Raw genomic sequence first — 15,675 nt, forward strand, 5'->3', positions numbered from 1 at the left:
GCTTAGGTATTGGGTTATAGTTATGAAGAATTATTCTAACTTGCCAGGACGATGAGTAAAGTAGATCCAGACAGGCCATTGCCACGCATTCACGACACCGAAGTGGTGGCCAAAAGCAGGTTGTTTCATATCGAAAAGCTGGATCTGGAATTTTCCAACGGTGCGCGCCGTGAATTTGAGCGTATGCGTGGATCGGGCCGCGGGGCGGTGATGCTGGTGCCCTTTTTAGACGACAGCACCATGCTGTTGGTACGTGAATACGCTGCCGGAACCCATTCTTATCAGCTAGGCTTTCCCAAAGGCCTGGTGGATACCGGCGAAGATTCTTTCCAGGCTGGCAACCGCGAACTGATGGAAGAGGTGGGGTTTGGCGCCAAACGCCTGCATCGATTACACAGCGTCAGCATGGCACCTGCATTTTTCAATGCCAGCATGGACATTTTGGTGGCTGAAGATCTGTATGAACAGCGGTTGCCGGGCGACGAACCTGAACCGCTGGAAGTCGTGCCTTGGTCCGTTACCGAACTCGATGCCCTGTTGCATAGACAAGATTTCACCGAGGCACGCAGTATTGCCGCCTTGTTGTTAGTGGAGAGATGGCTAAGAAATAGATAATGTCTGATATAACTGACTCCGACATCGCGCGTTTATTAGAGATCGCCAAACAAGCGGCACGCAAAGCCGGCAGAGTTGTATTGTCCATCTATGACAGTGGAGACTACGACAGTTATGCCAAAGACGATGACTCCCCCGTTACCAGCGCCGACTACAAAGCCAATCAGATTATAAATACCTTCTTACAGGAGCATACGCCTGACATCCCCATTATGTCAGAAGAGCAAAACAACGGTATGCTTGCGGACAGACAGCACTGGAAGCGCTACTGGCTGATCGATCCCATCGACGGCACCCAGGAATTTGTCGCCCGCAGCGGCGACTTCGCCGTGAACATTGCCCTGATAGAGGACAACCAACCGGTAATCGGCGTGATCTACTGGCCGGCCGGGGACGTGCTTTACTACGCCAGCAAAAATCACGGTGCTTACAAGGAATCGGCCAAAGAGGACAAACGCATCTTTGTGCGCAAACTGGACGATCCCAGTCAAAGCCGGGTGATTATCGCCGTCAGCCGCCGCCAGGCTCAGGAAAAAGTGCTGTCGAAAATGAGCAGCCATCGCCACTATGACGTGCTGCCCTTAGGCAGCTGTTCCCTCAAAGCCTGCCATATTGCCGAAGGCAAGGCGGATGTTTTTCTGAGGATTGGCACCACAGGTGAGTGGGACACCGGTGCATCACAATGTATTGTCAGCGAAGCAGGTGGCAAGGTACTGGCGGCCAATTTTGAGCCTTTAACCTACAACCGTCGTAATTCATTAGTTAACCCGGACTTTGTCGTGCTGGGTGACCCCGAAGTTAACTGGCCTGATGTGGTTCAACACCGACAAGAGGATCCCCATGAGAAAAATTAGCGCTTTGGCTTTGTGTTTGTTACCCAGCCTTTGCCTGGCTGACTGGCAATTGGACAACAACGCATCCAGCCTGCATTTCCTGTCTACCAAAAACAATCTGGTCACTGAAACCCATCATTTTAAACATTTAGAAGGTAGCATCAGCGATAGCGGTGAACTGCAGGTCACTATCGACCTGGGTTCCCTGGAGACGAATATTCCGATTCGTAATGAACGCATGCAGGAACATCTGTTCAAGCTGTTCCCCAAAGCATTGTTCAAAGCCTCCTTGCCACAGGAGGTAATGTCCTTGGGAGCCGGGGATGCAAAAGTGCTGGAGCTACACGGGGCATTAACCTTAAATACCCATACGCAAACAGTGCCAATGCAGCTCCAAGTAACCAAATTGGCCGACGGCAGCTTTCAGGCGACTACCATCCAGCCGATAGTCTTGAACACTATCCAGTTCTCACTCAGTGATGGCATTCAAAAACTACAGGAAATCGCCGGACTCAGCAGCATCGACAGAATGGTGCCGGTGACCTTTAATGTGCGATTTAAGTAACTAATCGACATCGGGTGACCAGTCTTCTCTGGCCACAATATTGACCGTTTCATGCAATTCGGAATAGACCAATAGTGCATCGCCAGCCACCAGTTGGCGATGAACTTGCTCCACCTTGTCAGATAGTGAACATTCACTATCACCATAATCTGTCCCTTCACGCAGCACGAAAGATTCAATCACCGCATGCAGGGTGTCTTTTTCTAATTGGTCGATGGGAATAAGCATTTAAAAGCCCGAAGTTAAAGGTCTGCCGCTACTTTGGCAGTTCGTCACCGAGAAAACGGCGAATACGTTCATGCAACCAGATTCGGGGATTGAGCGGTGAGCCCTGCATAAAACCCACATGCCCACCACGGCGACTGAGTTCCAGCCTGATCCAGGGAGAAATCTCATCGGCCATGGGCACCACCGAAGGGCTCATAAAAGGATCATCCAGGGCATGTAGCACCAGCGTGGGTGTTTGTATGTTACGCATATAGCGCACGGCACTGCATTGCTCGTAGTAATGGTCAGCATCACGAAAACCATGCAATGGCGCCGTGACTTTCTGGTCAAACTCCCGAAAGCTCTGTATGGATTGTACTTGCTCAGCGTTTAATCCCAGCTTTTCGCTGAAATCCATCAGCCCCATCTTTTGCACCAGCCGCTCTCGCATGCTCTTAAGCAGATAGCGTTGATAGAAGTTAGAGAATCCCTTACCGATGCTTTCGGCACAACTCGACAGGCGAAAAGGAGGTGAGACGGCAATGGCCGCTTCCAGAAAACGTTGACGGGAATGCTCACCTAACAGCTTTAACAACATATTGGCACCGAGGGAGAATCCCAGGCCAACCTTTCGAAGTTTGGGTAAGCGTTGCTGCAGCCAATCCAGCAAATACAGGGCATCTTCGGTGTCACCTGAGTGATAGGCGCGATGCTGTTTATTGGGACCGTTGCCACAGCCCCTGAAGTGCATCATCACACCGCGCCAGCCATGCTGATGCAGCATTGCCAACATATCGTTGGCATAGTGCGAACGTGCTGAGCCTTCCAATCCATGAAAACAGACGACCAGGCCTTTGCTCTCTGGCACCTCTGGCGTCCAGGCCAGTTCCACAAAATCACCATCGGGTAGCGCCAATTGCTCCCACTCAAGGATCACTTGTTGTCTGGACTGAAAAAATCTGGGCCAAATGGTTTGTATATGCCGATTTTTGGCCCACCAAGGCGCACGAAAATCGCTTTCAACTATTTGACCAAAACCACCCAACACCCGTTATCACCCTCAAACCAAAACCTGAAGTCGGCATTGGACTACAGCCTGATGCTGAAGGCAATAGCGTTATGTTCAGCCTATTTTCTGTGGTCCGCCTCGTTAACATTATGGATAAAGAGATAAACGTAGTAGGCACAAATCCCTACCACCACACCAATGCCCAACAATGAGCCCCAGGCTACCGGATCGCTGAAAATAAGGTTTAACATGGCTTGTCTCCTTCGACGAGTTGATGGGACAAGCATCTCAACAAATGAGGGAGCGATTATTGACCAGGGTCAATCTTGCTATGGATGGTATTGAGCTGATGGAGTAATGCGTTATCCACTTCTACTCCGATGGTTTTACAGTAACTAAGTAAATTGCCTTTGCCGGATGCCTGCAGGGGAAGGCTTTGCAAAGCATCCAATAAATCACACTGTTGGCGGGCCTCAAGCGCAAGTTCCGCTTGTTTTAGACTGGCGTATGCTTGCGCATCCAATGCTTTGGTATGCTTTCGCACCTGACGAAGTGAAGTGAGCACAGACTCTGTGGGCACTAAAGCCTGACAAAGCGATGCCAACATAATTTTATCCAGGTAGTAGCCCTGCTCTTGCAGATAGAGACACAGCAGTAATAGGTTGACGTTTAAGCCGTATCTGTCCTGCAAATGCAGGAAGTTATCTCGATGCTGCGAATAGCACTCCAGGCTGTAGGCCCAGAGCGCCTCTGCGCTGGGCTTAGGCATCCGCCATGGCCTCAAAGGCTTTTTGCATCTGTTCCAATTGTTCCTGACTATCCAGCCAGTCCATCTCCAATTCTTCCAAAGCCTGTTTTTGCTTACTTTGCTGCTCTAAAAGAGATTTGAGTCTGGCCTTGTTGCGCTCCTCATACAGACTGGTGTCCAGCATTTCGTTTTCAATGGCAGCCAGTTCTTGCTGAAGCTTGTCCATCTTTTTTTCCTGCTCGGTAATCTGCTTGCGTAGCGGTTGTGTGGCCTGACGAAACTCTGCTTCCTGGCGTTTTTGCGCCTTGCGATCCACTTTTGGGGATGCTGTGTCATTGGTGACAACGGGTGCAGCGGTTTGCATCAACCAGTTTTTATAGTCATCCAGGTCACCGTTAAAAGGCTCCACCCGGCCACTATCTACCAGATAAAAATCCTCACACACTGTGCTGAGTAAAAAGCGGTCGTGTGATACCAGCACCAATGCACCTTCAAAGGCCTGCAAAGCAAGGTTCAGGGCATGACGCATATCAAGATCCAAGTGGTTGGTAGGCTCGTCCAATAGCAACAAGTTAGGCTTTTGGTAAACAACAAGGGCCAACACCAAACGCGCTTTTTCACCACCAGACATAGGTGCGACCTTCGCCAATGCCTCATCGCCATGAAAACCAAAACCGCCGAGGAAGTCCCGTAAGGATTGCTCTGTCGCCTTAGGATCCAGTCGCAGTATATGTTGTAGTGGCGAATCATCTGGTCGCAGATATTCCAATTGATGCTGGGCGAAATAGCCTATTTGCAGTCCTGCTGATTGATGGTAATGCCCGGCCAGCGGTGGGTTTTCGCCAGCCAGCATCTTGATCAAGGTGGACTTGCCGGCACCGTTTCGCCCCAGCAAACCTATGCGACTGCCCGGTACCAGATTGAGTTGCAGCTTTTCCAGTATCACCTTGTCACCGTAACCTGCCTGTACTTGCTCCATGCTGACAAGTGGGTTTGGTAACTTCGGCGGGGTAAAGAAAGAAAATGAGAAGCCGCTTTTATAATGAGCAGGCGCCAGTTTCTCCATCTTTTCCAACTGCTTAATGCGACTCTGGGCCTGTTTGGCTTTAGATGCCTTAGCTTTAAATCTGTTAATAAAGGACTGTAAATGCGCCACTTGCTGTTGCTGCTTCTGAAAAGCCAGATCTTGCAAGCGCATGCGCTCGGCGCGCTGCTCTTCAAAGGCACTGTAGTTGCCTTTGTAACTATGAAGCTGCTGTTGCTCGACACTGATAATTTCCGTCACCACCGCATCCAAAAAGGCCTTATCGTGGGAAATCAGTACCAAAGTACCGGGATAACGCTGCAGAAAACGCTCCAGCCAGATCACCGCATCTAAATCCAGGTGGTTGGTGGGTTCGTCCAGCAACAACAAGTCTGAATGACAAAGCAGTGCCTGAGCGAGGTTCAAGCGCATACGCCAGCCACCTGAGAAGGTGCGCACTGGCCGTTGACAGGCCTCCTGCGAAAATCCCAAGCCATCCAGAATAATGGCGGCACGCGCTTCCACATCATAGCCACCGGCCTGTTCCAGTAGCGCATGTAACTCTGCAATGCGTTCACCCAGATGTTGCTCCTGGGCATCGGCCAACTGTTGCTGGATTTGACGCAAACGCTGATCCCCGTCAATCACGTATTCCAGTGCACTTTTGTCTGAGGCAGGGGTCTCCTGGGCTACCCAGGAAATTTGCCATTGCGAGGGCAACTCAAAATGCCCCTCATCGGCATGTAATTCATTGCGGAATAAGGCAAATAGGCTCGATTTTCCGCAGCCATTTGCACCCACCAAGCCCACTTTATGGCCTGGGTAAATGGTGGCACTGGCAGATTTAAGCAACATCTTGTTGCCACGGATCAAGCCCAGATTGGCGATCTGTATCATCTTTCGCTCGTATAAAGAAATTGCAGTATCATACCATCTTCCCTTGCAGAGCCAGTTCAAGATGTCACAAAAAACCCGCAAACGATTTATTGCCGGCGCTACCTGTCCAAGTTGCAAAGCCATGGATACCCTGATGCTTTACTTGGAGAACAATGTGGAGCACGTGGAGTGTGTGCAGTGCGGACACAAACAAACCCAGCCGGATGAAAAGGTTTCTGCCTCAACCCGTGTGCAGGAAAGTGTGATTGGCGTCTTTAAACCTTAACGCCTCTTGGTTTCCTGCCGCTGAGAATGGCGGATATGACCGTAGTTCAAAACGGCCACAAAGATACTACCTCCAACCAGATTACCGGCCAACACTGTGATAATTACCGGTGGTAACTGACTGAATTGCAGTACATTTGTTGAAAAATATGCGGCAAATAACTCAATGGAACCGGCAATGCTGTGGTGAAAGCCCCCCAAGCCGATCAGAAAGGTCACAATATAAATACAAACAATCTGGCTCAGGGTGGAATAGGTCGCCAGCACTATCCAGGCGCCCAGTGCCATCAACCAACCTGCCAGAATGGCGCTGATAAACAGAGTTTGGACGGGAAACCCCAGCAAATGCTCGGCCAACAACAGATAGCCAGCTTTAGCGTGGATCACGGGCTCCGCCATGATAAGCAGTCCACTTGACGCCGCACCGCCAATAAGGTTGCCGGCGATTACTATTCCCCACAACTTGAATAATCCTTTGGGACTGGCTCGTCTATCCAACACCGGGTAGACAGCGGTGGCCGTGTGCTCGGTAAAAAGTTGGGTACGACTCAAGATACAAAGTACGAAACCAAGGGGATAGGCTGCGGCTAGGACCACACGTCCAAATCCATGATTCTGCTCGGGCACCAAGGTGGCCATGATCGCCACCGCAAGCACAGTAAAGCAAAGGATCATGCCGGCGGCCATTGAGGATAACAGCAACGAGAAACCCGGTCGGCTAATCTGCTCCAGACCTTCACCGATGGCTTTTTCCAGGATGTCATCAGGATGGCGGAAAGTCTCGTCGGTGCGTTTGACAATAACGGAAACAAACTCGGTGTTTTCCTGTGCCCGCTCCTTGCCTCTCCCCGTATCTTGCTCACGGCCAAGAGGCTCACCGCTGCTTGAGACCAACTGCTGCTTTTTATCCTGCACCCTGCTTCCTCCCCGGACTTCGCTTTTTAGTAATGAGGCGGTGGCGCCTCTTCCGATTCGTTGGCGATATTGGAACCTTGCATATGTTTGAGGCGATCTACCACATGCTTCATCTGAAAACTCAGTTTCTCCAGCTGCTTTTGCTGGTCTGCCAACGCCTGGCTTAACATCTCAATGGTGTGCTCCTGAAAAGCCACCTTGGTTTGCAACACTTCAATATCGGACCTTGTCTGATCAGACTGCATCTGTTCCTGCATTTATCTCTCTCAATCTTTAATTCCAGGTGTTAATACGCCCAGACTTCTGCCAGGCCACTGCTGCTTTCAGACAGCACGCGCCTGCTGGTTAAAAACCCCACATCATACACTACAGCGCTTTGCGGCTTGCTACCTTCTCTGGGAGCCACTCGCCATCCTTTTTCTTCATTGCCGGTCGCCACTTGCCACAAATTCAGCCCCCTTGCTGGCGAGCCAGTTAGCAAGTACTTGCCATCCTCAGAAAACTTGGCGGCCGTAAAAATCTTTTGTCGCTCCAGGAAGTGCAATTGGCTGACTTGCTGACCATTTCGCAAATCCCAAATGCGAGCGTTATCCTTGCTGTCCGCCGTGAAGGCATAGCGTCCCCAAGGATCCAGGGCTACCTTTGTCACCCTGCTGGGATGCTGGAAGCTGAAAATAACCTGTCCGCTGCGCGTATCCCAAAGATAGGCTACGTAGTCATTGCTGCCGGTAAGGGCATAAAAGCCATTAGGTGAAAGGTCCAGGCTGTTTATCCTTTCCTGGTGACCAAGGAATTCCAACCGACGCCCCGTAGCAGGCTCGAAAAATAAGACCTTACCGTTACTTCTGCCCACCAGGAGGGCCTGTCCACCATCAGCAACTGCCACTGCCCGCACGCTTGACTCATCGATACGCCAAAAGCCCTCGGGATCGCCAGTGGAGAGATTCCACAAGGCAAACGCTTCCCTGTCCGCGGTCACCGCGAAAGCCTTATCAAAAGCAATATGAATGTTGGCGACCAAGTTGTCCCCTTCGCCTTGGTGACGCCATTCAAACTTTATCTTGTTATTCTTCAGATCCCAGACTTTTAACCCCTGCTCGATGCTGGATACAATTGACAACGTGCCATCCTGAGAAATAGCTGCCGCAAGGGAGCCGCCCTCGGCGTGAATATGGGATTCCAAAGCCTCACTACCCGGCAATGAACAGGCTGCCAGACAGAGGAAAATGGAAAGGATGATCGAATACCTCAAGGTGTACTTCCCGGACTATCACTTTGCAAAAAGACGGTTTAGTATACTGTCTCCGGTTTTTATAGTCCGGAAAAGGATAAGATTCCCGCTTTTATTCGTGAGAAACATAAAAAAACGATCCTTTATAGATCAAATGGTGGCTCACGACATCAGGTACAAACTTGCCTAGCAGGGTTTCCCCGGCAACCAACGAATTATTGATGCCCAAGCTAAATACTCAATCTTTTATATCGAATAGGATTTGGAGACGTAGATGAAGAATACCGCTATCGCCGCGCTGGTTATTTCCAGCCTGGGTTTGGCAGCATGCCAGAAAGAAGAAGCCGTACAAAAGGCACCTGAAGTAAAACTGGAAACCACCTCACAGCAGCAGGCTTATGGCTTGGGTGCCTCTTTGGGTCAGTTTATCGATCAGAAACTGGATATGCAGGAAAGTGTAGAAGTGAACCTAGACAGACAGCTGGTTATTCAAGGTTTTATCGATACCCTGACCGCTGAGTCTAAGTTGAACCAACAACAGATCCAGGAAGTGTTGACGGCACTGGATGGTGAAGTAAAAGAAAAACAGCAAAACAAAGAAGCACAGGTAAGTGAAGCTAACCTAGCCGCTGGCCAGGCTTTCCTGGAAGAAAACGCTAAGCGCGAAGGCGTAACCGTTACTGAGTCTGGTCTGCAATATGAAGTGGTGCAGCAAGGCGACGGACCCAAGCCCAGTGCCGAAGATACGGTAAAAGTACACTACACCGGCACTTTACTGGATGGCACTAAGTTTGACTCTTCATACGACCGCAACGAACCTGCAGTATTCCCACTGCATCGCGTGATTGCCGGTTGGACCGAAGGGGTTCAGCTAATGAACGTTGGCTCCAAGTTTAAATTCTACATCCCTGCTGATTTGGCTTATGGCAAACGCTCTACCGGTCTGATCACGGCTAACTCTACTCTGGTGTTCGATGTAGAGTTGTTGGGTATCGAAAGTACAAATAAGTAACTCGATTCGCAGATGAAAAAAGCCGGGCGCTTTAAGCGCCCGGCTTTTTTATATGGATAATCGGCCTATTTTCCCTGCCGAACCTAGGGTCCCTCTTTACATTACCCGTTATACGGGTGTAATTGGCCGGATTTCTCCGGTATATCGATAACCAAATTGACTGCTAGCTGTCTTCACTCTTCTGGAGTTATGTCTGATAACGCTTGGCAAGAAAGTGGCCATTTGCTCAGACAGGTTCGATGGAAACCAGGCCCAGTAGCCAAACCTGAAACCACCTTGGTAAGCGGAAACTATCGAGATTCGAAATCCCTCCTATATGCCGTTACCTTAGTTTAAGTCTAGAAGAAGACTGGCCCTTTCGCCTTCGCCTTTTGAAATAATTTTGTCATAAACAAGTGGGTGGAAATTCTGATTTATTCCAAGCATAAACTTGACAGCACCAGCAATAGAAACAGACTAGCGCTGAAGTGGATATGGAGTAATACCTTGTCTGTTCAGGCAAAAAGGATCCTGTATTGAAAACTAACCTGATTACCCGTGAAGGCTTTGAAGCCTTAAAGCATGAATTGGATCACCTATGGCGAAAAGAGCGCCCGGAAGTGACGGCCAAGGTAGCTTGGGCAGCGAGTCTGGGTGACAGAAGTGAAAATGCTGACTACCAATACAACAAAAAACGTCTTCGGGAAATTGATAGGCGTGTCCGGTTTTTAAGAAAACGCCTGGAAGACCTGCAAGTAGTGGATTACTCCCCCCAGCAGGAGGGTAAGGTTTTCTTTGGCGCCTGGGTAGAAGTAGAGAATGATGCAGGGGAAATGCTCAAGTTTCGCATTGTCGGCCCTGATGAGATCTACGGCCGCAAAGATTACATTTCCATCGACTCCCCCATGGCGAGGGCGCTTTTGAAAAAACAAGTGGACGAAGATGCTTGGGTGGCAACGCCGACCGGACGAAAACAATGGTTTGTAGTAAGCATATGTTACCCAAAGTAAAACTCATGTAGCCCTGCGGTATGCAGGGCAAACTGTTGCAGGAAATACAAGCATTCTGACTGCAGGCGCTGGTATTTTTGCTGCTCAGCCCTTATAAAGGGCCACATTCAGGAAATCACCTAACATTCCCAACAGCCATTAGGGCACAAGATGATCATTGAAAAAATTGCCTCTGAGTTATCCGTTTCTCCCCAGCAAATTCAGGCTGCAGTCCAGTTGCTGGATGAAGGTGCCACGGTGCCCTTTATCGCCCGCTACCGCAAAGAAGCCACCAATGGCTTGGACGACACCCAATTACGCACCCTGGAACAGCGTTTAGGTTATTTAAGAGAGCTGGAAGACAGGCGACAAGTCATTCTTAAAAGTATCGCCGAACAGGAAAAGCTCAGCGCTGAGTTAGAGCAGAAAATCCTTGCCGCTGACAACAAGACAGAACTGGAAGACCTTTACCTGCCCTACAAACCCAAGCGCAGAACCAAAGGGCAGATAGCTATTGAGGCCGGATTGGAGCCTTTAGCGAATCAGTTGTTTGGAGACCCCATTCAAGATCCGGAAACATTGGCTACCCAGTATATTGATGTTGATAAGGGGGTCGCGGATAGCAAAGCCGCACTAGAAGGTGCCCGTTATATTTTAATGGAGCGCTTTGCTGAAGATGCTGATCTGTTACAGAAAATCCGTCAATCCCTGTTACAGCAAGCACATATTCAAGCCAAGGTAGTTGCAGGAAAGGAAAAAGAAGCAGCTAAATTCACTGACTACTTTGACCACTCTGAATTGTTGAACAAAGCCCCATCACACCGTGCATTAGCTATGTTCAGGGGACGCAATGAGGGTCTGCTCCAGGTCTCTTTAGTTTCGGATCCCGCCAATGAAGAGGGTGATCGTAGCTCCCATTGTGAAGGCATTATTGCCAGCCATTTCGGGATTCGTGATCAGGGGAGACCAGCCGACGCCTGGCTTAAAGGTGTGGTGCAGTGGACCTGGCGGGTAAAAATCCTGCTGCACATGGAAAACGAACTGTTTGGCATGTTGCGTGAGCGTGCAGAGTTGGAAGCGATCAACGTATTCGCCAAGAACCTCAAAGATCTGTTAATGGCCGCACCAGCAGGAACTAAGACCACCATGGGCCTGGATCCGGGCCTGCGCACCGGTGTAAAGGTGGCGGTGGTTGACAGCACCGGCAAAGTACTTGCTACCAATACGGTCTTTCCCCATGCCCCGCAAAATCACTGGGACAAGGCGATGCGCACCTTGGTAAACATGTGCCAGCAACACAAGGTAGAGCTGATTGCCATCGGTAACGGCACCGCCTCAAGAGAGTCCGATAAGCTGGCAGGTGAAGTAGTCAAAGCCTTGGGCGATATGAAAATCGCCAAAATCATGGTCAGTGAGGCTGGTGCATCCGTCTATTCAGCATCAGAGTTGGCCTCTCAGGAATTGCCGGAAATGGACGTATCCCTGCGAGGCGCAGTGTCTATTGCCAGACGCTTGCAGGACCCATTAGCTGAGTTGGTGAAAATCGAACCCAAGGCAATTGGCGTCGGCCAATATCAACATGATGTTAGCCAAAGCCTGTTGGGCAAATCATTAGATGGTGTGGTGGAGGATTGTGTTAACGCCGTTGGCGTGGACGTAAATACCGCTTCGCCAGCGCTGCTAAGCTATGTTTCCGGTCTCAACAAAACCTTGGCCAATAACATCGTCAATTTTCGTAACCAGCATGGGGCTTTTAAAACTCGTAAAGCACTGATGGAAGTGGAGCGCTTAGGTCCCAAAGCATTTGAACAATCCGCCGGCTTCCTGCGCGTTATGAACGGGGAAAACCCTTTGGATGCATCCGCGGTGCACCCGGAAGCATACAAACTGGTGGAACATATCAGTCAAAGTGCCAGCGCCAGCGTTAAAGAACTTATTGGTAATTCTGAACTGCTCCGTAAATTGAAACCCGCTGACTATGCCACCGAAAGTTTTGGTATTCCCACTATCAAAGATATCCTGTCAGAACTCGATAAACCCGGTCGCGACCCCCGTCCGGAGTTTAAAACCGCTACGTTTAAAGATGGCGTGGAGAGCATTTCAGATCTCAAGCCCGGCATGATCCTGGAGGGCGTGGTCAGCAATGTGGCCGCCTTTGGCGCCTTCGTGGATGTGGGCGTGCATCAAGATGGTTTAGTGCATATCTCGGCAATGACCGACAAATATATTTCTGACCCCAGGGAAGTGGTCAAGGCCGGTGATATCGTCAAAGTAAAGGTGATGGAAGTGGATGTAGCGCGAAAGCGCATCTCCTTCAGCATGCGCATGAGCGATGAACCTAATCGCCAAGCCCAATCTGCTCAGCAAGACAGACCGGCAAAAGCTAAGCAGCAAGCTCCCAAAGGACAAGCACCAAAGCCTCGTCCTCAGACGCAACCTGCCAATGCCGCCATGGGCAATGCGCTGGCCGAAGCCTTTGCAAAAGCCAAGAAGTCCTGAAAAGCATGAGGCCCCTGTAAAGGGGCCTCTTTTTTTAAAACTGACTTAAGCATTTTGTCTGAATGACGGCTCTGTCGGCTGAGATACCTGAGAATAAAATGCCGCAATACGTAAAGAGCGTGCAGCAACCTCACTGTCCACTTGACGTCTGAATTCCGTTGCAGGAGTTTCAAGGCCTGCGGCCTGAGCAACAGGATCCTCTTCTTCTTTCAGGCTGCGGTTGGGTGGCCTTACACCACCGTCAACAATATCATTAAGCGACGGCGCTTCAATGCCGTTACCTTGTTCTTGCTGCTCCTCATCGCCAGTCAAACGGCCAACCACTTCCCGGCTAGCCTCCTGACGCTCTGCACTGATTTCCTGGCGAGCTTCATTGGATTGTTGCTGAGCTTCGGCGGCAACCCTTAAATCCTGGCCAGAAGGCTCGGCAGGAGCGAGTGCTGCCGCCCTGACCTGCTCCATCTTGCGCAGGGTCTGTTCAGGCGTTTTTTCCTCAGAGATATCGATGGAAACTTCGCCGCCAACCGCATATTGCTTGCCATCGGGCCCCAACTCGAACTCATACTGAGGCGAGCCTGCATACTGACCACCAACAGAGGCATGGGCTTGCTCGTGGGCTCTGACTTCGGCATCGCGGCGTTTTAACTGTTCGATTTCTTTCTTGTCGGCGGCCTGCTGCTGTTCTTGCTGGCGGCTCTCAGCATCTTGCTTACCAGCACTGGGATCTTCGCCATTGTCTTTGTTATTGGCTAGCTGACCATCCTGCTGTGCACCGTTAGGAGAGGGTTTTTCATAGGTGGTTGGCTGGGGAGGCTGACCGGGTGTTTTTACGCGATCAGATTCAGAGCCCAATCCGGACTCACCTGCAGATTTGTCTGAGTTGGCGGGCTTAGGAACCGTTTCCCGAATAATATTGTCACGGCGAACCGATTCCGTGTTCACGTTTGCCGTGTTGAGTGGAATAGCAGTAAGAGCCGGTGAGACAATATTCATCATTTCGGGTAACCGTTTTTAGGCTGTCTCGTTAATTAAACGCCCCACCATCTCATTTGCCACTTCAACAACCCTGGCGTTAGCCTGAGCGTAAGTCAGGTTGGTACTCAAACCTACTACTTCAGTGGTCAAATTAGCAGCGTTGGATGGTGTGCCTTCACTTGATGCCGAAGCACTCAGTGGTTGCTGAGCGATATTAGCACTGTTTTGCGCGATCCCTTGCGAGGCTTTATTCAGTCCCTGAACACCTGAATACACGGCTGAACTCATACTGGCATCTAACTGGATCGGCATGGACAACTCCCCTATATTACTTGGCTAATTATTAACCATTTCCAGGTAATTTGAAATAGTGCACAGAGCGGTTTTTTCTCTACCCCACCACTTCTGACAGGAAACCGCTGAGCATATTGGTAAACGCCTGACCGTGAGACAAAAAAGGCGCATGAGACGCATTAGGGAAAAGCGCAGAACGGCTGGTAGGCAACAGCCGTTCCACCAGCTCAAGACTGGCCACCGGCACCAGACTGTCCAGCCGTCCATATATCCACAAATTTGGGCACTGAATTTTCTCTAATTGCTCTCGTAAGTCAGCTTGCTCCAGGATCGCCAGCCCTCCGGCAAGAGCCTCAGCAGCAGGCGCAGGCCTCGCATTGATTAAGGCGCGGATAGCCATGATTTGCTCTTTGGGACGTTCGGCCCCCATGGCCTGGATGGCCAAAAATCTGTCTATGGTTTTTGCGGTGTCACCCCGTAGCTGACCGGCAAAAGCCTTTAATACGTCCGCCTTAATACCCGGCCAGTCTTGTTCCGACTGAAACTTTGGTGAACTGGTGACACACACCAGCGCAGCGACCTTTTCGGGAAAATTTAAGGCCAGGGACTGTGCCACCAATCCTCCCAACGACCATCCGATTACTGCTGCCGGTTTGTGCATGGATGATGCTACCAGTTCGGTGACGCTCTCTAGGTCATAGGGCTCAGGGAAATGCCGGTAATTTTGTCCAAATCCTGGCAAATCTAATGTTGTTACACGGTAAGAGTGACTAAGTGCTTCGGCGATATCCTTCCAGATTCCGCTATTCATGCCCCAGCCATGCAAAAAAAGGATATCGGGGCCTGTGCCGATGTATTCGGATATCAGTTCTGTGCGCATTTCATCTAGAGTTAGATAACAAGGACGCACAGTGTAGAGGCATTTATGACAAGTGCAACTCGATGGCTGACGGGAATACAAGCGCTGCTTCCCTGGCAAAGTTGCCTGCTCTGTGGGCTAAACAGCAACACCTTACTATGTGAAACATGCCAAGCCGATTTGCCACTGCTGGATTGGCATACCCACCCAAGAAATCTGCTGAACTGGCCCAAGGCCACCAAGGCGCTTGGCAAGGTCCAGTTTGATAGTCTCCTTACCTGCAGCTTCTATCAATGGCCGATGGACCATTTACTTACCGGCCTTAAATTTTCACAACGCCTGACTAACGCTAAAGCACTGGCCGGGTTGTTTTACCAGCATTGTCTGGCCGACAGAACAGAGCTTCCCGAGATAATAGTCCCCGTGCCCCTGCATAGTACGCGTTATCAACAACGCAAATATAATCAGGCCGCGGAAATGGCGAAGTATATCGCTGCATTGAGCAGTGTATCTCTGGAAACGGGTATTTGCAGACGTCGATTGGCCACTGTGGCGCAAACAGAGTTAAGTGGCCCGCAAAGACGCCAGAATCTAAAGAATGCCTTTGAAGCATCCCGCCCACCAGAGCATAAGCGGATTGCTATTTTCGACGATATTGTTACCACCGGGGCCACTGTTAACAGTCTTTGCAGGACACTGAAAAAGGCCAATCCTGACTTATCTGTTGAGGTATGGTGCATCGCCCTCAGTCTCTGAGCGA

General features: G+C 50.3%; 19 protein-coding genes. 8 read left to right on the forward strand and 11 right to left on the reverse strand.

Going from position 1 to position 15,675, the window contains the following annotated elements; all coding sequences use genetic code 11:
• The first annotated feature begins 51 nt into the window (after positions 1–51).
• From nudE to P2G88_RS13300, 3 genes are read left to right on the forward strand one after another with little or no spacing between them, the layout of a single operon-like run.
• Positions 52–615: an ADP compounds hydrolase NudE gene (gene nudE / locus P2G88_RS13290; protein ID WP_275796753.1), complete on the forward strand. Its 564-nt coding sequence runs from the start codon at positions 52–54 to the stop codon at positions 613–615.
• Complete coding sequence (gene cysQ / locus P2G88_RS13295) at positions 615–1,469, forward strand: 3'(2'),5'-bisphosphate nucleotidase CysQ (RefSeq protein WP_275796755.1); 855 nt, start codon at positions 615–617, stop codon at positions 1,467–1,469. Before nudE ends, cysQ begins: the two co-directional genes overlap by 1 nt.
• Complete coding sequence (locus tag P2G88_RS13300) at positions 1,456–2,013, forward strand: YceI family protein (RefSeq protein ID WP_275796758.1); 558 nt, start codon at positions 1,456–1,458, stop codon at positions 2,011–2,013. The genes cysQ and P2G88_RS13300 overlap by 14 nt, the downstream gene beginning before the upstream one ends.
• Here P2G88_RS13300 and P2G88_RS13305 read toward each other — a convergent pair whose 3' ends face one another.
• From P2G88_RS13305 to P2G88_RS13325, 5 genes are all read right to left on the reverse strand, one after another.
• A complete protein-coding gene (locus P2G88_RS13305) occupies positions 2,014–2,241 on the reverse strand; it encodes a YheU family protein (protein WP_275796760.1) in 228 nt (75 codons plus the stop codon).
• Positions 2,242–2,269: 28 nt separating this feature from the next.
• Complete coding sequence (locus P2G88_RS13310; protein ID WP_275796761.1) at positions 2,270–3,268, reverse strand: hydrolase; 999 nt, start codon at positions 3,266–3,268, stop codon at positions 2,270–2,272.
• Between the two features lie 80 nt (positions 3,269–3,348).
• The gene (locus tag P2G88_RS13315; protein WP_275796762.1) at positions 3,349–3,480 is read right to left on the reverse strand and encodes a DUF3149 domain-containing protein; all 132 of its coding nucleotides are present in this window, start codon (positions 3,478–3,480) and stop codon (positions 3,349–3,351) included.
• Between the two features lie 56 nt (positions 3,481–3,536).
• Entirely contained in the window at positions 3,537–3,998 is a 462-nt protein-coding gene (locus tag P2G88_RS13320) for a TIGR02444 family protein (protein WP_275796763.1), read from the reverse strand.
• Complete coding sequence (locus P2G88_RS13325) at positions 3,991–5,898, reverse strand: ABC transporter ATP-binding protein (protein WP_275796765.1); 1,908 nt, start codon at positions 5,896–5,898, stop codon at positions 3,991–3,993. Before P2G88_RS13325 ends, P2G88_RS13320 begins: the two co-directional genes overlap by 8 nt.
• Before the next feature lie 61 nt (positions 5,899–5,959).
• On the opposite strand from P2G88_RS13325, the gene P2G88_RS13330 reads away from it, so the two are divergent.
• Positions 5,960–6,163 (forward strand): YheV family putative zinc ribbon protein, encoded by a 204-nt coding sequence (locus P2G88_RS13330; protein ID WP_275796767.1) that lies wholly within the window; start codon positions 5,960–5,962, stop codon positions 6,161–6,163.
• Here the strand turns inward: P2G88_RS13330 and P2G88_RS13335 are convergent.
• From P2G88_RS13335 to P2G88_RS13345, 3 genes are read right to left on the reverse strand one after another with little or no spacing between them, the layout of a single operon-like run.
• Positions 6,160–7,077 carry a formate/nitrite transporter family protein gene (locus P2G88_RS13335; protein ID WP_275796769.1) on the reverse strand — a complete coding sequence of 306 codons (918 nt, stop codon included), beginning with the start codon at positions 7,075–7,077 and terminating at the stop codon, positions 6,160–6,162. The two genes, P2G88_RS13330 and P2G88_RS13335, sit on opposite strands and share 4 nt — an antisense overlap.
• Before the next feature lie 26 nt (positions 7,078–7,103).
• Entirely contained in the window at positions 7,104–7,334 is a 231-nt protein-coding gene (locus P2G88_RS13340; protein ID WP_275796771.1) for a SlyX family protein, read from the reverse strand.
• Positions 7,335–7,363: 29 nt separating this feature from the next.
• On the reverse strand, positions 7,364–8,293 hold the full coding sequence (locus tag P2G88_RS13345) for a hypothetical protein (protein ID WP_275796871.1): 930 nt from the start codon (positions 8,291–8,293) through the stop codon (positions 7,364–7,366).
• 289 nt (positions 8,294–8,582) lie between these two features.
• On the opposite strand from P2G88_RS13345, the gene fkpA reads away from it, so the two are divergent.
• The 3 genes from fkpA to P2G88_RS13360 all read left to right on the forward strand — a co-directional run bounded on the left by fkpA (position 8,583) and on the right by P2G88_RS13360 (position 12,787).
• A complete protein-coding gene (gene fkpA, locus P2G88_RS13350; RefSeq protein ID WP_275796773.1) occupies positions 8,583–9,320 on the forward strand; it encodes an FKBP-type peptidyl-prolyl cis-trans isomerase in 738 nt (245 codons plus the stop codon).
• Positions 9,321–9,835: 515 nt separating this feature from the next.
• Complete coding sequence (gene greB, locus P2G88_RS13355) at positions 9,836–10,309, forward strand: transcription elongation factor GreB (protein ID WP_275796775.1); 474 nt, start codon at positions 9,836–9,838, stop codon at positions 10,307–10,309.
• Positions 10,310–10,459: 150 nt separating this feature from the next.
• The gene (locus tag P2G88_RS13360) at positions 10,460–12,787 is read left to right on the forward strand and encodes a Tex family protein (protein ID WP_275796777.1); all 2,328 of its coding nucleotides are present in this window, start codon (positions 10,460–10,462) and stop codon (positions 12,785–12,787) included.
• Between the two features lie 45 nt (positions 12,788–12,832).
• Here the strand turns inward: P2G88_RS13360 and P2G88_RS13365 are convergent, their stop codons facing one another.
• From P2G88_RS13365 to bioH, 3 genes are all read right to left on the reverse strand, one after another.
• On the reverse strand, positions 12,833–13,780 hold the full coding sequence (locus P2G88_RS13365) for a putative metalloprotease CJM1_0395 family protein (RefSeq protein ID WP_275796873.1): 948 nt from the start codon (positions 13,778–13,780) through the stop codon (positions 12,833–12,835).
• 18 nt (positions 13,781–13,798) lie between these two features.
• Positions 13,799–14,074, reverse strand: a complete 276-nt coding sequence (locus tag P2G88_RS13370; protein ID WP_275796778.1) for a hypothetical protein — start codon at positions 14,072–14,074, stop codon at positions 13,799–13,801.
• Between the two features lie 79 nt (positions 14,075–14,153).
• On the reverse strand, positions 14,154–14,936 hold the full coding sequence (bioH, locus tag P2G88_RS13375) for a pimeloyl-ACP methyl ester esterase BioH (RefSeq protein WP_275796779.1): 783 nt from the start codon (positions 14,934–14,936) through the stop codon (positions 14,154–14,156).
• Positions 14,937–14,981: 45 nt separating this feature from the next.
• On the opposite strand from bioH, the gene P2G88_RS13380 reads away from it, so the two are divergent.
• The gene (locus P2G88_RS13380) at positions 14,982–15,671 is read left to right on the forward strand and encodes a ComF family protein (protein WP_275796781.1); all 690 of its coding nucleotides are present in this window, start codon (positions 14,982–14,984) and stop codon (positions 15,669–15,671) included.
• Positions 15,672–15,675 lie beyond the last annotated feature (4 nt).

Source organism: Aliiglaciecola sp. CAU 1673, assembly GCF_029223185.1.
GTDB lineage: Bacteria > Pseudomonadota > Gammaproteobacteria > Enterobacterales > Alteromonadaceae > Bowmanella.